Source organism: Streptomyces albireticuli, from assembly GCF_002192455.1.
GTDB lineage: Bacteria > Actinomycetota > Actinomycetes > Streptomycetales > Streptomycetaceae > Streptomyces > Streptomyces albireticuli_B.
The window spans coordinates 6,619,847-6,638,557 of sequence record NZ_CP021744.1; the positions used below are offsets into that span (position 1 = coordinate 6,619,847).

19 protein-coding genes and 1 riboswitch are annotated in these 18,711 nt (G+C 73.0%); of the genes, 5 read left to right on the plus strand and 14 right to left on the minus strand.

The annotated features are described in order from the left end of the window. Window positions 1-16 precede the first annotated feature (16 nt). The 11 genes from mug to bioB form a co-directional block, all read right to left on the minus strand. Window positions 17-520, minus strand: coding sequence for a G/U mismatch-specific DNA glycosylase (gene mug, locus SMD11_RS28725; protein WP_087930784.1), 504 nt, complete (start codon window positions 518-520; stop codon window positions 17-19). Between the two features lie 102 nt (window positions 521-622). Then, a complete protein-coding gene (locus tag SMD11_RS28730; RefSeq protein ID WP_087929209.1) occupies window positions 623-1,066 on the minus strand; it encodes an MscL family protein in 444 nt (147 codons plus the stop codon). Window positions 1,067-1,237: 171 nt separating this feature from the next. Next, window positions 1,238-2,680, minus strand: a complete 1,443-nt coding sequence (gene purB / locus SMD11_RS28735; RefSeq protein WP_087929210.1) for an adenylosuccinate lyase — start codon at window positions 2,678-2,680, stop codon at window positions 1,238-1,240. Window positions 2,681-2,752: 72 nt separating this feature from the next. Further along, window positions 2,753-3,526: an SGNH/GDSL hydrolase family protein gene (locus SMD11_RS28740; RefSeq protein WP_087929211.1), complete on the minus strand. Its 774-nt coding sequence runs from the start codon at window positions 3,524-3,526 to the stop codon at window positions 2,753-2,755. A 99-nt stretch (window positions 3,527-3,625) separates the two neighbouring features. Next, on the minus strand, window positions 3,626-4,639 hold the full coding sequence (locus SMD11_RS28745) for a hemolysin family protein (RefSeq protein WP_087929212.1): 1,014 nt from the start codon (window positions 4,637-4,639) through the stop codon (window positions 3,626-3,628). Then, entirely contained in the window at window positions 4,636-5,991 is a 1,356-nt protein-coding gene (locus SMD11_RS28750; RefSeq protein WP_087929213.1) for a hemolysin family protein, read from the minus strand. The genes SMD11_RS28745 and SMD11_RS28750 overlap by 4 nt, the downstream gene beginning before the upstream one ends. Window positions 5,992-6,210: 219 nt before the next feature. After that, on the minus strand, window positions 6,211-7,092 hold the full coding sequence (locus tag SMD11_RS28755; protein WP_087929214.1) for an LLM class F420-dependent oxidoreductase: 882 nt from the start codon (window positions 7,090-7,092) through the stop codon (window positions 6,211-6,213). 159 nt (window positions 7,093-7,251) lie between these two features. Further along, a complete protein-coding gene (locus SMD11_RS28760) occupies window positions 7,252-7,944 on the minus strand; it encodes a class I SAM-dependent methyltransferase (RefSeq protein ID WP_087929215.1) in 693 nt (230 codons plus the stop codon). Window positions 7,945-8,170: 226 nt separating this feature from the next. Continuing rightward, the gene (bioD, locus tag SMD11_RS28765; RefSeq protein ID WP_087929216.1) at window positions 8,171-8,911 is read right to left on the minus strand and encodes a dethiobiotin synthase; all 741 of its coding nucleotides are present in this window, start codon (window positions 8,909-8,911) and stop codon (window positions 8,171-8,173) included. 46 nt (window positions 8,912-8,957) lie between these two features. Beyond that, the gene (locus SMD11_RS28770) at window positions 8,958-10,259 is read right to left on the minus strand and encodes an adenosylmethionine--8-amino-7-oxononanoate transaminase (protein WP_087929217.1); all 1,302 of its coding nucleotides are present in this window, start codon (window positions 10,257-10,259) and stop codon (window positions 8,958-8,960) included. Beyond that, window positions 10,252-11,487 (minus strand): biotin synthase BioB, encoded by a 1,236-nt coding sequence (gene bioB / locus SMD11_RS28775; RefSeq protein ID WP_087929218.1) that lies wholly within the window; start codon window positions 11,485-11,487, stop codon window positions 10,252-10,254. Before bioB ends, SMD11_RS28770 begins: the two co-directional genes overlap by 8 nt. A gap of 245 nt (window positions 11,488-11,732) precedes the next feature. On the opposite strand from bioB, the gene SMD11_RS28780 reads away from it, so the two are divergent. After that, window positions 11,733-12,902 (plus strand): 8-amino-7-oxononanoate synthase, encoded by a 1,170-nt coding sequence (locus SMD11_RS28780; protein ID WP_087929219.1) that lies wholly within the window; start codon window positions 11,733-11,735, stop codon window positions 12,900-12,902. 19 nt (window positions 12,903-12,921) lie between these two features. Here SMD11_RS28780 and SMD11_RS28785 read toward each other — a convergent pair whose 3' ends face one another. Further along, a complete protein-coding gene (locus SMD11_RS28785; RefSeq protein ID WP_087929220.1) occupies window positions 12,922-13,164 on the minus strand; it encodes a DUF397 domain-containing protein in 243 nt (80 codons plus the stop codon). A gap of 9 nt (window positions 13,165-13,173) precedes the next feature. Continuing rightward, window positions 13,174-14,043, minus strand: a complete 870-nt coding sequence (locus SMD11_RS28790; RefSeq protein WP_087929221.1) for a helix-turn-helix domain-containing protein — start codon at window positions 14,041-14,043, stop codon at window positions 13,174-13,176. 273 nt (window positions 14,044-14,316) lie between these two features. Between SMD11_RS28790 and SMD11_RS28795 the strand changes: the two genes are divergently transcribed. Further along, on the plus strand, window positions 14,317-14,754 hold the full coding sequence (locus SMD11_RS28795; protein ID WP_087929222.1) for an ATP-binding protein: 438 nt from the start codon (window positions 14,317-14,319) through the stop codon (window positions 14,752-14,754). Between the two features lie 111 nt (window positions 14,755-14,865). Here the strand turns inward: SMD11_RS28795 and SMD11_RS28800 are convergent, their stop codons facing one another. Next, window positions 14,866-15,336, minus strand: coding sequence for a C40 family peptidase (locus tag SMD11_RS28800; RefSeq protein WP_087929223.1), 471 nt, complete (start codon window positions 15,334-15,336; stop codon window positions 14,866-14,868). A 4-nt stretch (window positions 15,337-15,340) separates the two neighbouring features. Then, a riboswitch (cyclic di-AMP (ydaO/yuaA leader) is annotated at window positions 15,341-15,540 on the minus strand. Between the two features lie 828 nt (window positions 15,541-16,368). Here SMD11_RS28800 and SMD11_RS28805 point away from each other — a divergent pair. Genes SMD11_RS28805 through SMD11_RS28815 form a run of 3 tightly spaced genes read left to right on the plus strand, consistent with a single transcriptional unit; the run spans window position 16,369 to window position 18,710 of the window. Next, window positions 16,369-16,671: an urease subunit gamma gene (locus SMD11_RS28805; RefSeq protein WP_087929224.1), complete on the plus strand. Its 303-nt coding sequence runs from the start codon at window positions 16,369-16,371 to the stop codon at window positions 16,669-16,671. Window positions 16,672-16,684: 13 nt separating this feature from the next. Then, on the plus strand, window positions 16,685-16,996 hold the full coding sequence (locus SMD11_RS28810) for an urease subunit beta (RefSeq protein ID WP_087929225.1): 312 nt from the start codon (window positions 16,685-16,687) through the stop codon (window positions 16,994-16,996). Further along, the gene (locus SMD11_RS28815; RefSeq protein WP_087929226.1) at window positions 16,989-18,710 is read left to right on the plus strand and encodes an urease subunit alpha; all 1,722 of its coding nucleotides are present in this window, start codon (window positions 16,989-16,991) and stop codon (window positions 18,708-18,710) included. Before SMD11_RS28810 ends, SMD11_RS28815 begins: the two co-directional genes overlap by 8 nt. Window position 18,711 lies beyond the last annotated feature (1 nt).

The window sequence follows — 18,711 nt, forward strand, 5'->3', positions numbered from 1 at the left end:
ACCGGTGCGGCCGGGCTCAGCCCTCGCCGTCGGCGGCGGCGCGCAGCCGCTCGTACTCCTCGGTCATCCTCGGCAGCGACCAGGAGGCGTTGAGGCCGCTGGGGTTGGGCAGCACCCAGATCCTGGTGTCGCCGATCGTCCGCTCCTGCCGGCCGATCACGGCGCGCTTGTCGTCGAAGGCGGCGCGGTAGGCGGTGACGCCGACGACGGCCAGCCAGCGCGGGCGCAGCCGGGTGACCTTCTCGGTGAGGACCACGCCGCCCTCGCGGTACTCCTCGCGGCTCAGCTCGTCGGCCCGCGCGGAGGGGCGGGCCACCACGTTGGTGATGCCGAGCCCGTACTCCAGCAGCTCCTCCTGCTCGGCGGGCGCGAGCCGGCGCGGGGTGAAGCCGGAGAGGTGCAGGACGGGCCAGAAGCGGTTGCCGGGCCGGGCGAAGTGGTGGCCGGTGGCCTCGGACATCAGCCCGGGGTTGATGCCGCAGAACAGGACCCGGAGGTCCTCGGCGATCACGTCACCGATCACGGGACGGCCCCTCCTGGCTCCTCGGGAAGACGGTCGTCCCGATGATACGCAGGGCGGCGCACCCGCCCCGGGCGGGCCCCGGGCGCCGGGGGTGTGCCCCTAGACCGTCCGGGCCGGGCCGGCCGGGGGCTGGTCCGAGGCGCAGTGCAGGCACTTGGAGGCGGCCTCGGGCAGGTCCTCGGACAGGCAGGCCGGGCAGGTCTTGAGGGCGCCGGGCTCCTCGAAGACGACCTGGCCGCGCCGGGCCTGCACATGCTTGTAGGGCATGACGACGCAGAAGTAGACGACGGCCATGAAGATCAGGAAGTAGATCACCGCGGAGAGGAACGACCCCAGGTCGAGATAGGTCGACCTGTTCCCGGGCTTCCCGAGCTGCCAGCCCAGGCCCATGGAACGGCCGCCCTGGGCGCGGGTGATGATCGGGTTGATCACGAAGTCGGTGAACGCCTTGATGAGGGTGCTGAGCGCCAAGGCGATGACCAGACCGACGGCCACGGTGACGATGTCACCGCGCATGACGAAGTTCTTGAAACCCTTGAGCACGGTCGGCTCCCTAGCGTCGGCGTCCGATGAGGCACGCAGAACGCTACATTCCGGACATGGTGGGCAAGGGGTGCGGCACGCGCGGGCGGGCGGATGCCGGTACGGCCGAGGGGCCGGTGGAGAACCACCGGCCCCTCGGCCGCGCGTGGGGGAGCCGGGCCCCCGCGGGTGTCAGAGGATCGACCCCGGGGCGTAGGCGGCCGCCTCCGGGTACCGCTTGGCGATCTCCTCGACGCGGGAGACGACCTGGGCGACCTGTGCGGCGGCGGCACCGGTGAAGGACAGCTTGTCGGCCATCAGGGCGTCCAGGCCCGCGCGGTCCAGCGGGATCCGCTCGTCGGCCGCCAGCTTGTCGAGCAGCTCGTTGCGCTCGGCGCCCCGCTCGCGCATCGCCAGCGCGGACGCCACCGCGTGCTCCTTGATCGCCTCGTGCGCGACCTCCCGCCCGACACCCGCGCGCACCGCGCCCATCAGCACCTTGGTGGTGGCGAGGAAGGGGAGGTAGCGGTCCAGCTCACGGGCGACGACCGCCGGGAAGGCGCCGAACTCGTCGAGGACGGTGAGGAAGGTCTCCATCAGGCCGTCGAGCGCGAAGAAGGCGTCCGGCAGGGCCACGCGGCGCACCACGGAGCAGGAGACGTCGCCCTCGTTCCACTGGTCGCCCGCCAGCTCGCCGGTCATCGAGGCGTAGCCGCGCAGGATGACCATCAGGCCGTTGACGCGCTCGCAGGAGCGGGTGTTCATCTTGTGCGGCATCGCGGACGAGCCGACCTGGCCCGGCTTGAAGCCCTCGGTCACCAGCTCGTGCCCGGCCATCAGGCGGATCGTCTTGGCGAGCGAGGACGGTGCGGCCGCCAGCTGCACCAGCGCGGTCACCACGTCGTAGTCCAGCGAGCGCGGGTAGACCTGGCCGACCGAGGTGAAGGCGTGCGCGAAGCCGAGGTGCGCGGCGATCCGGCCCTCCAGCTCGTCCAGCTTCGCGGCGTCGCCGCCGAGCAGGTCGAGCATGTCCTGGGCGGTGCCGACCGGGCCCTTGATGCCGCGCAGCGGGTAGCGGGCGAGCAGCTCCTCCAGCCGGCCGAAGGCGACCAGCAGCTCGTCGGCCGTGGTGGCGAAGCGCTTGCCGAGTGTGGTGGCCTGCGCGGCCACGTTGTGCGAGCGGCCCGCCATGACCAGCTCCGCGTGCTCGCCGGCGAGCCGGCCCACCCGGGCCAGGACGGCGACGGCGCGGTCGCGCACCAGCTCCAGCGAGAGCCGGATCTGGAGCTGCTCGACGTTCTCGGTGAGGTCGCGGGAGGTCATGCCCTTGTGGACGTGCTCATGGCCGGCGAGGGCGTTGAACTCCTCGATCCGGGCCTTCACGTCGTGGCGCGTGACCTTCTCGCGCTCGGCGATCGACGCCAGGTCGACCTGGTCCAGGACCCGCTCGTAGTCGGCGAGGGCGGCGTCCGGCACCTCGATCCCCAGGTCCTTCTGGGCGCGCAGCACGGCGAGCCACAGCTTGCGCTCCAGCTTGACCTTGTACTCGGGGGACCAGAGGACGGCAAGCTCGGTGGAGGCGTAGCGGCCGGCGAGGACGTTCGGGATGCGGGGCTTCAAAGACGCAGCAGTCACGTGACCGGATTCTACTGGCGGTTCGCGCAGGTCCGCGCCGCGCCCCGGTTCGTAGGTAGCTACGAAGGCCGGTCAGGAGGCGTCGTAGGGCAGCAGCTCGGCGCGCTTCGGCGGGCGGCCGTCGCCCGACGAGCGGCCCGTGAGCCGGCGGCCGATCCACGGCCCGAGGTGCTCGCGCGCGAAGCGGGCGTCGGAGGCGCGGCGGCTGGCCCAGCCCGGGCGCGCGGCCGGCGGCAGCGGCCGCCGCCAGTCCTCCTCGGGCTCGTACCCGAGCGCCTGCCACACCGCCTCGGCCACCCGGCGGTGGCCCTCGGCGTTCAGGTGCAGCCGGTCCTCGTCCCACAGCCGCGGGTCGCCCAGCGCCGCGGCGCCGTAGAGGTCCACGACCAGCGCGTCGTGCCGCCTGGCCAGCTCCTCGATGAAGTCGAACAGCTGCTCCATGCGGGGCCGGAACCGCTCCAGCACCGGGCCCCGGCGCCCCGGGCTGCGCATCAGCACCAGCTGCTTGCAGTTCGGCGCCAGTCGGCCGGCGGCCTCCTCCAGCCGGGCGCACACCAGGTCCACGTCGCACTTGGGCCGCAGCACGTCGTTGAGCCCGCCGACCAGGGTGACGAGGTCGGCGCCCATCCCGGCGGCCGCCGTCGCCTGCTCGTCCGCGATCTGCCCGATCAGCTTGCCGCGCACCGCGAGGTTCGCGTAGCGGAAGCCGGGCGTACGGGCGGCCAGGCGGGCGGCGAGCAGGTCGGCCCAGCCGCGGTAGGTGCCGTCCGGGAGGCCGTCCGACATGCCCTCGGTGAACGAGTCACCGACCGCGACAAAACTGGTGTACGTGGCATTCATCTGCATGGCGCGGAGATCCTACTCCGAAACCGGCGCGCTCCGCGCGGCGTTTCCGCACGCCGCACGGACCGGGGTCCCGGGCGCCGCCCCGGACCCCGGTCACCCCTACGACCGCCGCCCGACCAGCTCCCGGAGCACGTCCTCCAGGGTGACCAGGCCCGCGAGCCGGTCGTCCTCGCCGATGACCGCCGCGAGGTGCGTACCGGTGCCGCTCATCGTCGTGATCACGTCGTCCAGCGGGGTCGACGCCCGCACGGTCGCGATCCGGCGCATCCGCTGGAGCGGGAACGGCAGGTCGCGCGGCTTGGCGTCCAGCGCGTCCTTCACATGCAGATAGCCGAGGATCCGGCCCGCGCCGTCGATGACCGGGAAGCGGGAGAAGCCGGACTCGGCGGACAGCAGCTCCAGCTGCTCCGGGGTGACCCCGAGCCGGGCCGAGACGACCCGCTCGACGGGCGTCACCACGTCCATGACCGGCCGGGTGCCCAGCTCCAGGGCGTCCCGCAGCCGCTCGGTGGACCGGTCGTCGAGCAGCCCCGCCGCGCTGGAGTCGGCGACGATCCGGGCCAGCTGGTCGTCCGAGTACGTCGCGGCGACCTCGTCCTTGGGCTCCACTCGCATCAGCTTCAGGAGCCCGTTCGCCAGCGAGTTGATGGTGAAGACCACCGGGCGCAGGGCCCGGGCCAGCGCGGCCAGCGGCGGGCCGAGCAGCAGGGCGGTGCGCACCGGCTCGGCCAGCGCGATGTTCTTCGGCACCATCTCGCCGAAGAGCATGTGCAGATAGGTCGCCACGGCCAGGGCGATCACGAACGACGCCGGGTGCACCAGCCCGTCCGGCACCCCCGCCACGTCGAAGACCGGCGCCAGCAGATGGGCGATGGCCGGCTCGGCGACGACACCGAGCACCAGTGTGCACAGGGTGATGCCGAGCTGGGCCGCGGCCATCAGGGCCGAGACGTGCCGCAGGCCCCACAGCACGCTGCGGGCCCGCCGGTCGCCCTGGTCGGCGTACGGCTCGATCTGACTGCGGCGCACCGAGATCATGGCGAACTCGGCGCCCACGAAGAAGGCGTTGACGACGAGCGTCGCCAGACCGATGAGCAATTGCACGAAGGTCATCGGCCGGCCTCCCCGTCCGTCGTGCCCGGGCCGTCCGCGCCGGTCTCCGGGCGGGGCGCGGTGAGCCGCACGCGCGCGGCGCGCCGGCCGGAGGCGTCGACGACGTCGATCCGCCAGCCCGCCACCTCCACGGTGTCGCCCTCGGCCGGGATCCGGCCGAGCTCGGTGGCGACCAGACCGGCCAGCGTCTCGTACGGGCCGTGCGGCGCGCGCAGGCCGATGATCTCCAGCTGGTCGGTGCGGGCGGCGCCGTCCGCGTCGTACAGCGGGCGCCCCTCGGCGTCCGTGCCGGCCGGTGCCAGGTCGGGCAGCTCGTCGGGGTCGTGCTCGTCGCGGACCTCGCCGACGACCTCCTCCACGATGTCCTCCAGGGTCACGACCCCGGCCGTGCCGCCGTACTCGTCGATGACGACGGCGATGGTCCGCCGGCCGGACAGCCGGTCCAGCAGCCGGTCCACGGTCAGCGACTCCGGTACGAGCAGCGGCTCGCGCAGCATCGTGGTGACGGGGTGGTGCGGGCGCCGCTCGGCGGGTATCGCCAGGACGTCCTTGATGTGCGCGATGCCGATGACGGTGTCCAGATTGCCGCGGTACACCGGGAAGCGGGACAGGCCGGTCGCGCGCGTGGCGTTCGCGACGTCCTCGGCGGTGGACTGCGCGTCCAGCGCCGTGACCTGGACCCGCGGGGTCATCACGTTCTCGGCCGTCAGCCCGGCCAGGCTCAGGGTCCGCACGAAGAGCTCGGCGGTGTCCGCCTCCAGCGTGCCCTCCTTGGCGGAGTGCCGGGCGAGCGCGGCCAGCTCCTGCGGGCCGCGCGCGGTGGCCAGCTCCTCGGCGGGCTCCAGGCCCATGCGGTGCAGGGTGCGGTTCGCGGTGTTGTTCAGGTGCCGGATCAGCGGCCCGAAGGCGGCGCTGAACGCGCGCTGCGCGCCCGACACCTTCTTCGCCATGGGCAGCGGCCGCGAGATCGCCCAGTTCTTCGGGACCAGCTCGCCGACCACCATCAGGACGACGGTGGACAGCACGGTGCCCAGCACCAGCGCGGTGGTGGACGCCGCCGAGGCACCGAGGCCGAGTGCCTCCATCGGCCCGGTGAGCAGGGCGGCGATGGACGGCTTGGAGATCATGCCGATGATCAGGCCGGTGACGGTGATGCCGAGCTGGGCGCCGGAGAGCTGGAAGGTGAGGCTGCGGACGGCCTTGAGGGCGCTGTCCGCGCCCCGGTCGCCGTTCTCGACGGCCCGCTCCAGCTCGGCGCGCTCGACGGTGGTGAGCGAGAACTCCGCCGCGACGAAGACGGCGCAGGCCAGGGTCAGCACCAGGGCCGCCACCAGAAGGAGCACTTCGGTCATCGGTTCACCTCCGTCCCATGGTCGGGCAGAGGCGGAAGGATCGCGCGGTGTCGGCTACTGGGAGGCTCGCCCATGGGCGGACGCTCACACCTTTCAAACGGGGGGTACTCGGGGGTACCGGGTGGCAATGACTGCCACCCATGGTAAAGGACCAGCAAAACGCCAGGTCGCCGTGGGCGCGGGCGGACGGCTCCGCGCCCCGGGCGGCAGGGGGCCCGGTCAGGAGCCCCGCAGCTCCTCCATCACCGGCGCGAACGCCTCCAGGTTCGGCTCCAGGACGGTCAGATAGGTGAACCCGTACCGCTCCCGGTGGGCGCGCACCTGGTCGGCGATGTCCTTGACCGAACCGGCCAGCACGACCGGGTGCTCCAGCAGCTCGTCCTCGGTGAGGTCCTGGCCGTGCTCGGCGAGCTCGCGCGCGGTGGCCCGGCGGTCCGCGTCGACGGCCACGACCTGCACCAGGATGTTCAGCTCGGCGGGCGTCGCGCGCTCGGCGGCGAAGCTCTGGTAGAGGGCCATCCGCTCCTCCAGGACGGACGGCCGCAGCAGGCTCAGCGCACCCGAGGCCGAGGTCCCGGCCCCGCTGAACGCGGCGATGTCGGCGTGCCGCGCGGCCAGCCGCAGCATGCGCTTGCCGTTGCCGCCGAGCAGCAGCGGCGGGCGCGGCGCCTGCGCGGGCGCCGGTACGTGCCCGGGGTCGGCCAGTACGCGGTCGAGCTCCGTGACCGTGCGCTCCAGGTGGTCCACGCGCTCGCGCGGCGAGCCGAAGGGCAGCCCCGCCCGGTCGTGCTCCTCCTTCACATAGCCCGTGCCGAGGCCGAGCTCCAGACGCCCGCCGGTGAGCTGGTCCGTGGTCGCCACCTCGCGGGCGAGCAGGGTCGGGTTCCACAGACCGGCGTTGAGCACGAAGGTGCCGAGGCGCGGGCGCTCGGTGGCCTCCGCGGCGGCGACCAGGGAGGGGAAGGGCGCCGGCATGCCGAGGTGGTCGGCCACGAGGATGACGTCGTAGCCGAGGGACTCGGCCTTGCGGCACTTCTCGCGCCACTCGGCGGCGGAGCCGGGCGTGAGCATGTTGACGGCGAAGCGGAACGGTCGTGTCATCGGGTCCCCCAAGATCGACAATGCTGCGGCCAATTTATCGGAGGGTCACTCCGCTTAGGTCGCCCGGGTCCGCCGGCCCTCGCGGAGGCGTGCGCTCACGATCCGTATTCCCGCCGTTCGCCCGAAAACGCCGTGACCGAACTCACGGACAGGGGCCGCTCACGGCGACCGGGGATCCTCCGGCCCGGCGACCGGCCGCCGGGCCGTGCCCAGCACGAACACCGACGCGGGCAGCGGCACCCTGCTCTCCGGCACCCGCAGCCGCCGGTACGCCCCCATGTCGAACCCGGCGGTGGTGATCGACCGCAGCGGGTCCCGCGCCGTGTGACAGCCGCCGAACAGGGTCGGCCACACCGTGGCGTCCAGCGCCCGCTGAACCGTCGCCAGCACCTGCCCCGGCGCCCGGCCGTGCTCGAAGAACCGCAGCTCACCGCCGGGTTTGACGACCCGTCGCAACTCCGCGAGGGCCCGCCGCACGTCCCGGACCGAGCACAGCACCATCGACAGCACCGCCGCGTCGAACGCCTCGCTCTTCACCGGCAGGGCCTCCGCCACGCCCGGCACCACGTCCACGGGCACACCGGCCCGCACCGCGGCCTCCACGGCCAGTCTCCGCAGCCGCCGTTCGGGCTCGATCGCCACCACCTCGGAGACGGTCCCCGGGTAGTACGCGAAGTTCAGCCCGTTGCCCGCACCGATCTCGATCACCCGGCCGGACAGCCCGGACAGCAACTCCCGCCGGTGCGCGGCGACACCGGCGCGGGCGTCGACGAGGGGGCTGAGGGCGGCGTAGGCGCGGGCGAAGACGGGGTGATGGACGAGGTCGTTCGAGGTGCGGGGGCGGAGCGGCATGGCACACCCTTTCGTGAAGGGAACCGACGGCTACGGCGATTGTTCCCGCGACGGGGGGTGTTTTCCCCTCCCCGCCCCTTCCCGAATGTCCTCAAGCGCCGGACAGGCTGGATTTTCCAGCCTGTCCGGCGCTTGAGGACCGGGGTCCGGGGCGGAGCCCCGGTTCCGGGAAGGGGCGGGGCTGGGGAAAGCTCCCCGGCCTCAGCCGCGTACGGGCCCCCGCCTATCACCCGCCGAACGGCCCCTCCGCGTACCGCGAAGCGAACCGCTCCCGCGACCACGTCCCCGACAACCCCGCCGCCAGCCACCCCGGCGCCGCCGCGCGGAACTCGGCGGCCCCCAGCGCCCCCGCCCCCTCCGGCACCGCCCCCAGCAGCGCGGCCCCCGCCGACCGGGGCAGGTCCGCCAGGTTGCAGCGGGTCGCCAGGTCGGGCCCGGACGGCCAGCTGCCGATGACGACGCCCTCGCAGCGCAGCCCGCGCGAGCGCAGCGCCTCCGCGGTCAGCGTCGTCACGTTCAGCGTGCCCAGCCCGGCCTGGGCGACGACCAGTACGGGAGCGTCCAGCAGCCGTGCGACGTCGGCGAGCGTCGACCCCGCCTCGTCCATCTCCACGAGCAGGCCGCCGGCGCCCTCGACGAGCACCAGGTCGTGCGTGTCCGCGAGTGCGGCCGCCGCCTTCGCCACCTCTTCCGGGCGTACGGGCGGGAGGCCCGCCCGGCGGGCGGCGGTCGCCGGGGCGAGCGGCTCCGGGAAGCGGGCGAGTTCGACGCCGGTGACCTCGCCGGCCAGCCGCCGCACCTCCGCGACGTCACCGTCCTCGCCGGGCGCGACCCCGGTCTGGGCGGGCTTGAGCACCGCGACGGTGCGGCCCGCGGCCAGCGCCGCCGCCGCGACCGCCGCCGTCACGACGGTCTTGCCGACCTCGGTGCCGGTGCCGCTGACGATCAGAATTCCCTTTGCGCTCACGCTCTCCGCTCCCGTTCTCCGGTCCGTGTCCCTTGCCCGGGCGCCGTCAGCCGGCCTGTGCCGCCGCGCGGACGCCCGCGCAGATCCGCGCCACGTCCTCGTCGGCCGTGACGTAGGGCGGCATGGTGTAGATCAGGTCCCGGAACGGCCGCAGCCAGACGCCCTCGCGGACCGTGGCCGCGGTCGCCGCCGCCATGTCGATCGGGTGGTCGAGCTGGACGACGCCGATCGCGCCGAGCACCCTGACGTCCCGTACGCCGGGCAGGCCGGCGACGTCCGCCAGACCGTCCCGCAGCCCGGTCCCGACCCGCTCGACCTCCGCGCGCCAGTCCTGGGACAGCAGCAGCTCGATCGAGGCGTTCGCCACGGCGGCCGCCAGCGGGTTGGCCATGAACGTCGGGCCGTGCGCCAGCACCGGGACCTCGCCGCGCGAGATGCCGTCCGCCACGCGCGGTGTGCACAGGGTCGCCGCCATCGACAGATAACCGCCGGTCAGCGCCTTGCCCACGCACATCACATCGGGGGTGACGCCCGCGTGGTCGGCCGCGAACAGCGCGCCCGTACGGCCGAAGCCGGTCGCGATCTCGTCGAGGACCAGCAGCACGTCGTGCGCGTCGCAGGCCTCCCGGAGCACCCGCAGGTACCCCGGGTCGTGGAAGCGCATGCCGCCCGCGCCCTGCACCACCGGCTCGACGATGACGGCCGCGAGCTCGTCGGCGTGCCGGCCGACCAGGTCCCACAGGTGCTGCGCGTACGCCGGGTCCGTACCGGCGTCGAAACCGTCCGGCGGGGCGTCCGCGAAGACCTGCCGGGGCAGCGCCCCCGACCACAGCTCGTGCATCCCGCCGTCCGGGTCGCACACCGCCATCGGCTGCCAGGTGTCCCCGTGGTAGCCGCCGCGCCAGGTCATCAGGCGGCGCTTGGCGGGCCGGCCGAGCGAGCGCCAGTACTGGAGGCACATCTTCACGGCCACCTCGACCGACACCGAGCCGGAGTCGGAGAGGAAGACGTGCTCCAGCCCCTCGGGGGTGATCTCCACCAGCCGGGCGGCCAGCCGCACGGCGGGCTCATGGGTGAGCCCGCCGAACATCACATGGCTCATCCGCCCCAGCTGCGCCCGCACCGCCTCGTTGAGCACCGGGTGGTTGTAGCCGTGGACGGCGGACCACCACGACGACATCCCGTCGATCAGTTCCGACCGCCCGGCGGCGGGCTCGGCGAGCCGCAGCCGCACCCCCGACGCGGAGGCGACGGCCAGCGGCTCCTGCCGGCCCGGCATCGGGCCGTAGGGGTGCCAGACGTGCTGCCGGTCGAGGGCGAGCAGCTGCCGGGGGGTGAGGTCAGGCATTGGGCGGCAGGTCCGTCCCCGCGCCCCGGCGCCGCACGGCGACCAGGTCCGTACGGACCTCACCGGCCGGCACGGGCACCTCGGCCGCCTCGGCGACCGCGACCTCGGCGGCTTCGGGGGCCTCAGCGGTCCCGGCGGACTCCGCGCCACCGTCACCGCACGGCCCGCAGCCGCCACCGCCGTGCCCGCCGCAGGGCGAACCGGCCGCCTCGGCGGCCACGTCGGCCCGGTGCTTCGGGAGCGTCGTGGTGCCCGCGCCCTCCACCTCGAAGCCCGCGTCCTCGATCATCGCCAGGTCGGCCTTGCCCTCCTGGCCCTCACTGGTGAGGTAGTCGCCGAGGAAGATGGAGTTGGCCAGGTGCAGGGCGAGCGGCTGCATCGAGCGCAGGTGCACCTCGCGGCCGCCCGCGAGCCGGACCTCGACGTCGGGGCAGACGAACCGGACCATCGCCAGGATGCGCAGCGCGCGCTGCGGGGTGAGGTTCCACTCCTTGGCCAGCGGCGTCCCCTCGAAGGGGATCAGGAAGTTGACCGGCACCGAGTCGGGGTCCAGCTCACGCAGCGAGAAGACCACGTCCACCAGGTCCGCGTCGCTCTCGCCCATGCCCGCGATCAGCCCGGAGCAGGCGGACATGCCCGCCGCCTGGGCCTGCTGCACGGTCTCGACCCGGTCCGCGTAGGTGTGGGTCGTGGTGATGCCGCCGTAGGTGGCCTCGGAGGTGTTGAGGTTGTGGTTGTAGGCGTCGGCGCCGGCCGCGCGCAGCCGCTCGGCCTGCCCGTCGGAGAGGAGGCCGAGGCACGCGCACACCTCGACGTCCTCGTTCTGCTCCTTGATCGCCGCGATGGTCTTCGACACCCGGTCGACGTCCCGGTCCGTCGGGCCGCGCCCGCTCGCCACCAGGCAGACCCGCTTCGCGCCACCGGCGACACCGGCGGCCGCGGCCTTCGAGGCCTCGTCCGGCTTGAGCCAGGTGTACTTCAGGATCTCGGCCTTGGAGCCCAGCCGCTGCGAGCAGTACGAGCAGTCCTCGGGGCAGAGCCCGGACTTGAGGTTGACCAGATAGTTGAGCTTCACTCGGCGCCCGAACCACCTGCGGCGCACCTTGCCCGCGGCGGCCACCACATCGAGCAGCTCGTCGTCGGAGGTCGCCAGCACGGCGAGCGCCTCTTCGCGGGTCGGCAGCTCCCGCCGCAGCCCCTTGTCCACCAGCGTGTTCAGCAGGTCCATGACGGAGATCCTTCCCCACCCCCACCACCCTGGGCCAGGGAGGAATCACACAACACCCGGTGTTCGAGGTGTGTGTATTGCCACACCCTGACCAGGCGGGACCGGGGCTAGGTTCTAGGAAGATCCCGTGCGTTCTGGTGGGACCGCACAGAACGCGACCCGGTCCACCACGAAGATCGCGACAGCGCGGCGGCACGGAAGGCGCCGGGGCACGGCCGGGCACGACACGACGCGAAGGGCGGCAGATGGCTCCGCTGGCTCAGGACCCGTTCGACTGGATCGACCGGCACCACGCGCGGCGCCGCGCCGCCGGGCTGGTGCGGACCCTCCGCCCGCGCCCCGCCGACTCGCCCCTGATCGACCTGGCCGGCAACGACTACCTGGGCCTCACCCGCCACCACGAGGTCACCGCCGCGGCCGCCGAGGCCGCCCGCCGCTGGGGCGCCGGCGCGACCGGCTCCCGGCTGGTGACCGGCAGCACCGAACTGCACGCCCGCCTGGAGACGGAGCTCGCCGACTTCTGCGGCTTCGAGGCCGCGCTCGTCTTCTCCTCCGGCTACGCGGCCAACCTCGCCGCCGTCACCGCGCTCGCGGCCCCCGCCGACGCCGCCGGGCCCGGCACCCTGCTGGTCTCGGACGCGGGCAACCACGCCTCGCTCATCGACGGCTGCCGGCTCGCCCGCGCCGGCACGGCCGTCGTCCCGCACGCCGACCCGGAGGCGGTGCGCAAGACGCTGGAGGCCCACGGGGGTCCCGCGCTCGCCGTCACCGACTCCGTCTTCTCCGTGGACGGTGACGCCGCGCCGCTCGCCGCCCTCGCCGACGCCTGCCGCGCGTACGGCGCCGCGCTCCTGGTCGACGACGCGCACGGGCTGGGCGTCCTCGGGGCCGGCGGCCGCGGCGCCGTCCACGCCGCGGGCCTCGCGGGCTCCCCGGACGTCGTCGCGACCGTCACCCTGTCGAAGTCGCTGGGCAGCCAGGGCGGCGCGATCCTCGGCCCCGCCCGGGTGATCCGCCACCTCGTCAGCAACGCCCGGACGTTCATCTTCGACACCGGCCTCGCCCCGGCCGCCGTCGGCGCCGCACTCGCGAGCCTCGCGGTGCTGCGCCGCGAGCCGGAACGGGCGGCCCGCGCCCGGTACGTGGCCGACGCGCTGCACGGCGCGGTGACGGCGGCGGGCCGGGTGTCCGTACGGCCCGACGCCGCGGTGGTGTCCGTGCGGGCGCCGTCACCGGAGGCCGCGGTCGCCTGGGCGGCCGACTGCCGGGCCGAGGGGCTCGCGGTGGGCTGCTTCCGGCCGCCGTCCGTGCCCGACGGCGTCTCCCGGCTGCGGCTCACCGCCCGCGCGGACCTGTCGGACCGGCAGATCGAAGAGGCGGCCGCCACGGTCGTGAGGACCGCGCCGGCCGCCTGAGGTGCCCGGAGCCGCTCGCTCAGTGACCGGCGAGGGGGCGGAGCACCCCTTCGCTCAGCCCTCCGACGAACGCCGACCAGGCCGTCGGGGTGAACAGCAGGGCGGGGCCCGCCGCGCGCTTGGAATCGCGCACGGCCAGGAACCCCGGGGCGGGCTCCGCCGTCTCGACGCAGTTGTTCATTCCGGTGCTGTAGCTGCTGCGCCGCCACGCTGCGGCGCCCAGGGTCGGTGTAGAGGGAACGTACCGAGGCATTGCGGACATGGTGCCTCCTTACGCGCCGTCGTTGATCCCGGCGATGAATTCCAACGACTTCTCGTGCGAGAGGGCGTGCGCCTGAAGCGTGGTGAATGCCGTGGCGTACGCCCGGAGGTCTTCTTTCCGCTCCAAGTAGAGGCTACTCGTCAAGTGGTCGAGAACAACCACATCCAGATCAGCAATGCGCGGAAATGAGAAGATAACAAAAGGTCCGGTGATGCCGAGATGGCCACCACTGGTGAACGGCAGGACATGCAGCCGCACATGCCGCTGCGCCCCCGTCTCCACCAGGTGCCGCAACTGCCCGGCCATCACCTGCCGTCCGCCCACTTCATGGCGCAGCACCGCTTCGTCCAGCACCGCGCACAGCTCCAGCGGCTGCCTGCCCCGCAGCACCGACTGCCGCGCCATGCGCACCCGCACCAGTTCCTCCACCTGTTCCGGCGGTGGGTCGTGGAGGGCGGCGCGGGTGACGGCACGGGCGTAGGCGGGAGTCTGCAACAGCCCCGGCACCACCGTGGTCTCCAGGGTCCGTAACCGCGAGGCCTCCGACTCCAGGCTGATGAAGTCCAGATAGGCGGACGGCAGCAGATTGCGGTAGGCGTACCACCAGCCCCGGCGGGCGCCTTCGGCATCGGCCGACCCGGCACCGCACAGCGCCCCCAGCAGGGCGCGCAGCTCGGGGTCCGTCACTCCGTAGGCGTCCAGCAACAGGGCGACGTCCGCGGACTTCACCCCGCTGCTGCCTGTCTCGATCCGGCTGACCTTCGACTGGTGCCAGCCCACCGCACGCGCGGCCTCCAGGCTCGTCAGCCCGGCGAGCTCGCGCTGGCGGCGCAGCTCCGCACCGAGTTTGCGGCGGCGTACCGCGGGTCCGTATCGCATCTGCCCTCCCTACCGCCCGAGGTGAATGAGGTGAACGGGGTGAACACGTCACGTCGGTGTCGATAGACCAGTGTGCCGTCCAAATCCGGTCTTCCGGCCCAGAGTTCACCGCTTCGGGCGACAGATATATGCATATCTCGGTGGATCGCTCCCATCACTGCTGTTATCAGTGGCACTCTGTCGCGAAGAGCCGTCCGAGAACCGCTCTCCACTTTCGGCAATCGTCGCTACGCGATGCGTCGGAGCCCGGTCTCGGTGGGAAAGGGACAGGTCATGGCAGACCATCAAGAAGCCACCGTCACTCTGCCGAGCGCTCCCGCCTCGGTCTCCACGGCCCGCCGCTATGTGGCGGGTGTGCTCGCGGACTGGGGGCTGCCGGGTGGCACGGAAACCGCGGAGACCGTACGGCTGATCGTCTCGGAGCTCGCCACCAACGCCGTTCAGCACACCCGCGGCCAGTCGCCGACCTTCACCGTCGACATCCGGCTCGACCAGGAGCAGCAGCTGCGCATCGGCGTCACCGACAGCCATCCGCGCTACCCGCGCCGGCTGCCCGCGGCCGTCCAGCAGGACAACGGCCGCGGTCTGGTCATCATCCGCTGTCTCACCGCGGAGTACGGCGGGAGGCTGTTCTTCACCCCGACCTCGGACGGCGGCAAGACGGTCTGGATCTCGCTGCCCTGGACGGCGTCGGTCGTCGCCGAGCGCTGAGCCCCGCGGCGCGGGGCGAGGCCCCGCCCCGCCGGGGCCGGCCCCCGCGTGGCGCGCGGGGGCCGGGGCGACGCCTGGTCGCCGGGCGGGCCGGGGCGGGGCCGTCGTCGGTCAGTTCACCCGGCCGTAAAGGACGTTGTTCGTCCAGATCCGCTCCAGGCGGACGACGGTGCCGGTCTTGGGAGCGTGCCAGATCTTGCCGTTCCCCGCGTATATCCCGACGTGGTAGATCCCCCGGCCGGAGACGAAGAACACGAGGTCGCCGCGTTCCCGGGCGGCGCGCGGGATGTGGCTGGTCCCGTTGTACTGCTGGGCGGCGGTGCGGGGCAGGGACTTCCCGACCCGCTTGAAGGAGTAGAGCGTCAGGCCCGAGCAGTCGAAGCGGTGGGGGCCGGTCGCGCCCCACTGGTAGGGGGAGCCCTGTTTCGAGGCCGCGATGCTCAGCGCTTGGGTCGAGACGGACGAGGCTTCCGCGTCGGCCGCGCCACCCGGTACCAGCACTGTGGCGCCGACGGCGGCGAGCGTGAGGGCCGAGGCGGCGCCGGCCTTGGAGAGCTTTGACGGACGTTTGTGCGCGCCCATGGTGCCAACCCTTCGTCAGCCGCCTGTGAAGGATGACCTGTCGGGTTCGGGCAGGCGAAGGTTGCCCGGCCGTGTCAACGGCTTCACCCCAAGGGCCGACCGCACTACTCTTGGTCGTCCCACCGTGCTTGGGTCCTCCATCCCCACCGATGCGTTCGGTCGACCCGGCATCCAGACAGCGGCGGGGTTCGGCGTCCGCCTGGACCGCCCCGCCGGGATGGCGGGGTCTTGTCGTCGACCGGATCTTGGCGCAGCCCTGGTACGGATTCCGAGCGGAACCAAAGGTATGTGAGCCTGATCACTCCTGGGTGATTCCGGTGGACACGCGGCGATTTGATCATGTCCGGGTTCCCCTGTTGAGGTCCTGGCCTGCGGGCCGTCGCACCTGCTCCGGCGCGGTGTGCGTGCCCGGTTGAAATCGATCACCGCGCGCCGTCTACGACACCGTCCGGCGTCTGCGGGAGCGGTGTTTATCCGCCCGCCGACCCGGGTGCCGTGGGCGCGGGCGGGAGCGTGAGCGGGACGGCGCCCTGACGCGCCCGTCGCACCCCGGCCGGCACCGGCACCGTCCGCGTCAGGGCGCACCGCGCGCCACTCCCGACGGCCCCGGGCGAACGCCGGTTCGGGCGCGTCCGGCGGCCGCGCGGCGGCGACGACCAAGGTCTGCGCGGCCCGTAGACGGCCGTACGTGTCATGCGCGCGTGCGGAGTTGATCCGGCCCAGGAGATCCCGTAGTTGCAGACGGCAGCCGATCACTTCGCTTCCGCCCGGGGCGGGACGGGCGGGGGAGAGGGGTGGGGTGAGAGTGTCCCGTGTCCGCGCCGGCTCCGTGGGGCGTTCCGCCGGACCGGGGCGGGCGGGATAGCTCTGGCCATGGATGTGCAAAGGGTCAGTTAACGCGTTGGAAAAGGTTCCGCCCTAATCTGCAATCCCTGGTCACCGGAAGAAGAACCCCAGGTCAACAGTGTGTTGAACTCGACTGTGCCCCTGGTGCGTTCGGCCGGGACCCCGGTTCGTCAGTGAGGTGGACCCATGCAACTCTCCCCGCATGAGCAGGAACGCCTGCTCCTCCATGTGGCCGCCGACGTGGCGGACAAGCGCCGTGCCCGGGGGCTGCTCCTCAACCACCCGGAGGCGGTGGCCCTCATCACCGTCCACGTCCTCGAAGGCGCCCGCGACGGACGTACCGTGGCCGAGCTGATGTCCTCCGGCCGCAAGGTGCTCACCCGGGCCCAGGTCATGGCGGGCATCCCGGAGATGATCCACGAGGTGCAGGTCGAGGCCACCTTCCCGGACGGCACCAAGCTCGTCACCGTCCACGACCCCATCGGCTGACGGGGGCACCGCGATGATTCCCGGCGAGATCCTGGCCGCCGACGCGCCCGTACGCCTCAACGAAGGACTGCCGCGCACCCGGCTCACCGTCCTCAACGCCGCCGACCGGCCCGTCCAGGTCGGCTCCCACTACCACTTCGCCGAGGCCAACCCCGGCCTGGTCTTCGACCGTGCCGCCGCGCACGGCAAGCGGCTCTCCGTCGCCGCCGGCACCGCCGTGCGCTTCGAGCCCGGCATCCCCGTCGAGGTCGAGCTCGTGCCCATCGGCGGCAAGCGCGTCGTCGAAGGGCTGCGCGGCGAGTGCGGGGGGCCGCTCGATGACTGAGCTCGGCCGCGCCGCCTACGGAGAGCTCTACGGGCCGACCACCGGCGACCGGATCCGGCTCGCCGACACCGATCTGTTCGTCGAGATCGAGGAGGACCGCAGCGGCGGCCCCGGCCACGCCGGCGACGAGGCGGTCTTCGGCGGCGGCAAGGTGATCCGGGAGTCGATGGGCCAGTCCCGCGTCACCCGCGCCGAGGGCGCCCCCGACACGGTCGTCACCGGCGCCGTCGTCCTCGACCACTGGGGCGTCGTCAAGGCCGACATCGGCATCCGCGACGGCCGGATCACCGGCATCGGCAAGGCCGGCAACCCCGACACCATGGACGGCGTCCACCCCGACCTCGTCATCGGCCCCGAGACCGAGGTCATCGCGGGCAACGGCCGGATCCTCACCGCGGGCGCCGTCGACGCCCATGTCCACTTCATCTGCCCGCAGCTCGCCGACGAGGCCCTCGCCTCCGGCGTCACCACGCTCGTCGGCGGCGGCACGGGCCCCGCCGAGGGCAGCAAGGCCACCACCGTCACCCCGGGCTCCTGGCACCTCGCCCGGATGTTCGAGGCGATGGAGGGGTACCCCGTCAACATCGGCCTCCTCGGCAAGGGCAACACCGTCTCGTACGACTCCATGCGCGCCCAACTGCGCGCCGGGGCCGTCGGCTTCAAGATCCACGAGGACTGGGGCGCGACCCCGGCCGTGATCGACGCCTGTCTGGCCGTGTGCGAGGAGAGCGGCGCCCAGCTCGCCATCCACACCGACACCCTCAACGAGGCGGGCTTCGTCGGCGACACCCTCGCCGCCATAGCAGGCCGCTCCATCCACGCGTACCACACCGAGGGCGCGGGCGGTGGGCACGCGCCCGACATCATCACGGTCGTCTCCGCGGCCAACGTCCTGCCCAGCTCGACCAACCCGACCCGCCCGCACACCGTCAACACCGTCGACGAACACCTCGACATGCTGATGGTCTGCCACCACCTCAACCCGGCCGTCCCCGAGGACCTCGCCTTCGCCGAGTCCCGCATCCGGCCCGGCACCATCGCCGCCGAGGACATCCTGCACGACCTCGGCGCCATCTCGATCATCTCCTCCGACTCGCAGGCCATGGGCCGCATCGGCGAGGTCGTGCTGCGCACCTGGCAGACCGCCCACGTCATGAAGCGGCGGCGCGGCGCGCTCCCGGGCGACGGGCCGGCCGACAACAGGCGGGCGCGCCGCTACGTCGCCAAGTACACCATCAACCCGGCCGTCGCCCAGGGCCTCGACCACGAGATCGGCTCCGTCGAGTCCGGCAAGCTCGCCGACCTCGTGCTGTGGGAACCGGCCTTCTTCGGCGTCCGCCCCCTGCTGGTGCTCAAGGGCGGGCAGATCGCGTACGCGCAGATGGGCGACGCCAACGCCTCGATCCCCACCCCGCAGCCGGTGCTGCCGCGCCCCATGTTCGGCGCCCTCGGCAGGGCCCCGGCCGCCAACTCGCTGAACTTCACCACCCAGTGGGCCCTGGACGACGGCCTGCCCGAGCGGCTCGGCCTCGGCAAGCGGTTCGTCCCCATACGCAGCACCCGCGGCCTCACCAAGGCGGACATGCGCAACAACGACGCCCGGCCGCGCGTCGAGGTGGACCCCGACACCTTCACCGTCTCCATCGACGGCGATCCCGTCGACCCGCACCCCGTGGCGGAACTGCCCATGGCCCAGCGCTACTTCCTCTTCTGAT

Coding starts and splice junctions, on each gene's coding strand:
- SMD11_RS28740 (WP_087929211.1), bottom strand. CDS start 3,526: ATGCAGATGAATGCCACGTACACCAGTTTTGTCGCGGTCGGTGACTCG.
- SMD11_RS28745 (WP_087929212.1), bottom strand. CDS start 4,639: ATGACCTTCGTGCAATTGCTCATCGGTCTGGCGACGCTCGTCGTCAAC.
- SMD11_RS28750 (WP_087929213.1), bottom strand. CDS start 5,991: ATGACCGAAGTGCTCCTTCTGGTGGCGGCCCTGGTGCTGACCCTGGCC.
- SMD11_RS28755 (WP_087929214.1), bottom strand. CDS start 7,092: ATGACACGACCGTTCCGCTTCGCCGTCAACATGCTCACGCCCGGCTCC.
- SMD11_RS28760 (WP_087929215.1), bottom strand. CDS start 7,944: ATGCCGCTCCGCCCCCGCACCTCGAACGACCTCGTCCATCACCCCGTC.
- SMD11_RS28770 (WP_087929217.1), bottom strand. CDS start 10,259: ATGCCTGACCTCACCCCCCGGCAGCTGCTCGCCCTCGACCGGCAGCAC.
- bioB (WP_087929218.1), bottom strand. CDS start 11,487: ATGGACCTGCTGAACACGCTGGTGGACAAGGGGCTGCGGCGGGAGCTG.
- SMD11_RS28780 (WP_087929219.1), top strand. CDS start 11,733: ATGGCTCCGCTGGCTCAGGACCCGTTCGACTGGATCGACCGGCACCAC.
- SMD11_RS28785 (WP_087929220.1), bottom strand. CDS start 13,164: ATGTCCGCAATGCCTCGGTACGTTCCCTCTACACCGACCCTGGGCGCC.
- SMD11_RS28790 (WP_087929221.1), bottom strand. CDS start 14,043: ATGCGATACGGACCCGCGGTACGCCGCCGCAAACTCGGTGCGGAGCTG.
- SMD11_RS28795 (WP_087929222.1), top strand. CDS start 14,317: ATGGCAGACCATCAAGAAGCCACCGTCACTCTGCCGAGCGCTCCCGCC.
- SMD11_RS28800 (WP_087929223.1), bottom strand. CDS start 15,336: ATGGGCGCGCACAAACGTCCGTCAAAGCTCTCCAAGGCCGGCGCCGCC.
- SMD11_RS28805 (WP_087929224.1), top strand. CDS start 16,369: ATGCAACTCTCCCCGCATGAGCAGGAACGCCTGCTCCTCCATGTGGCC.
- SMD11_RS28810 (WP_087929225.1), top strand. CDS start 16,685: ATGATTCCCGGCGAGATCCTGGCCGCCGACGCGCCCGTACGCCTCAAC.
- SMD11_RS28815 (WP_087929226.1), top strand. CDS start 16,989: ATGACTGAGCTCGGCCGCGCCGCCTACGGAGAGCTCTACGGGCCGACC.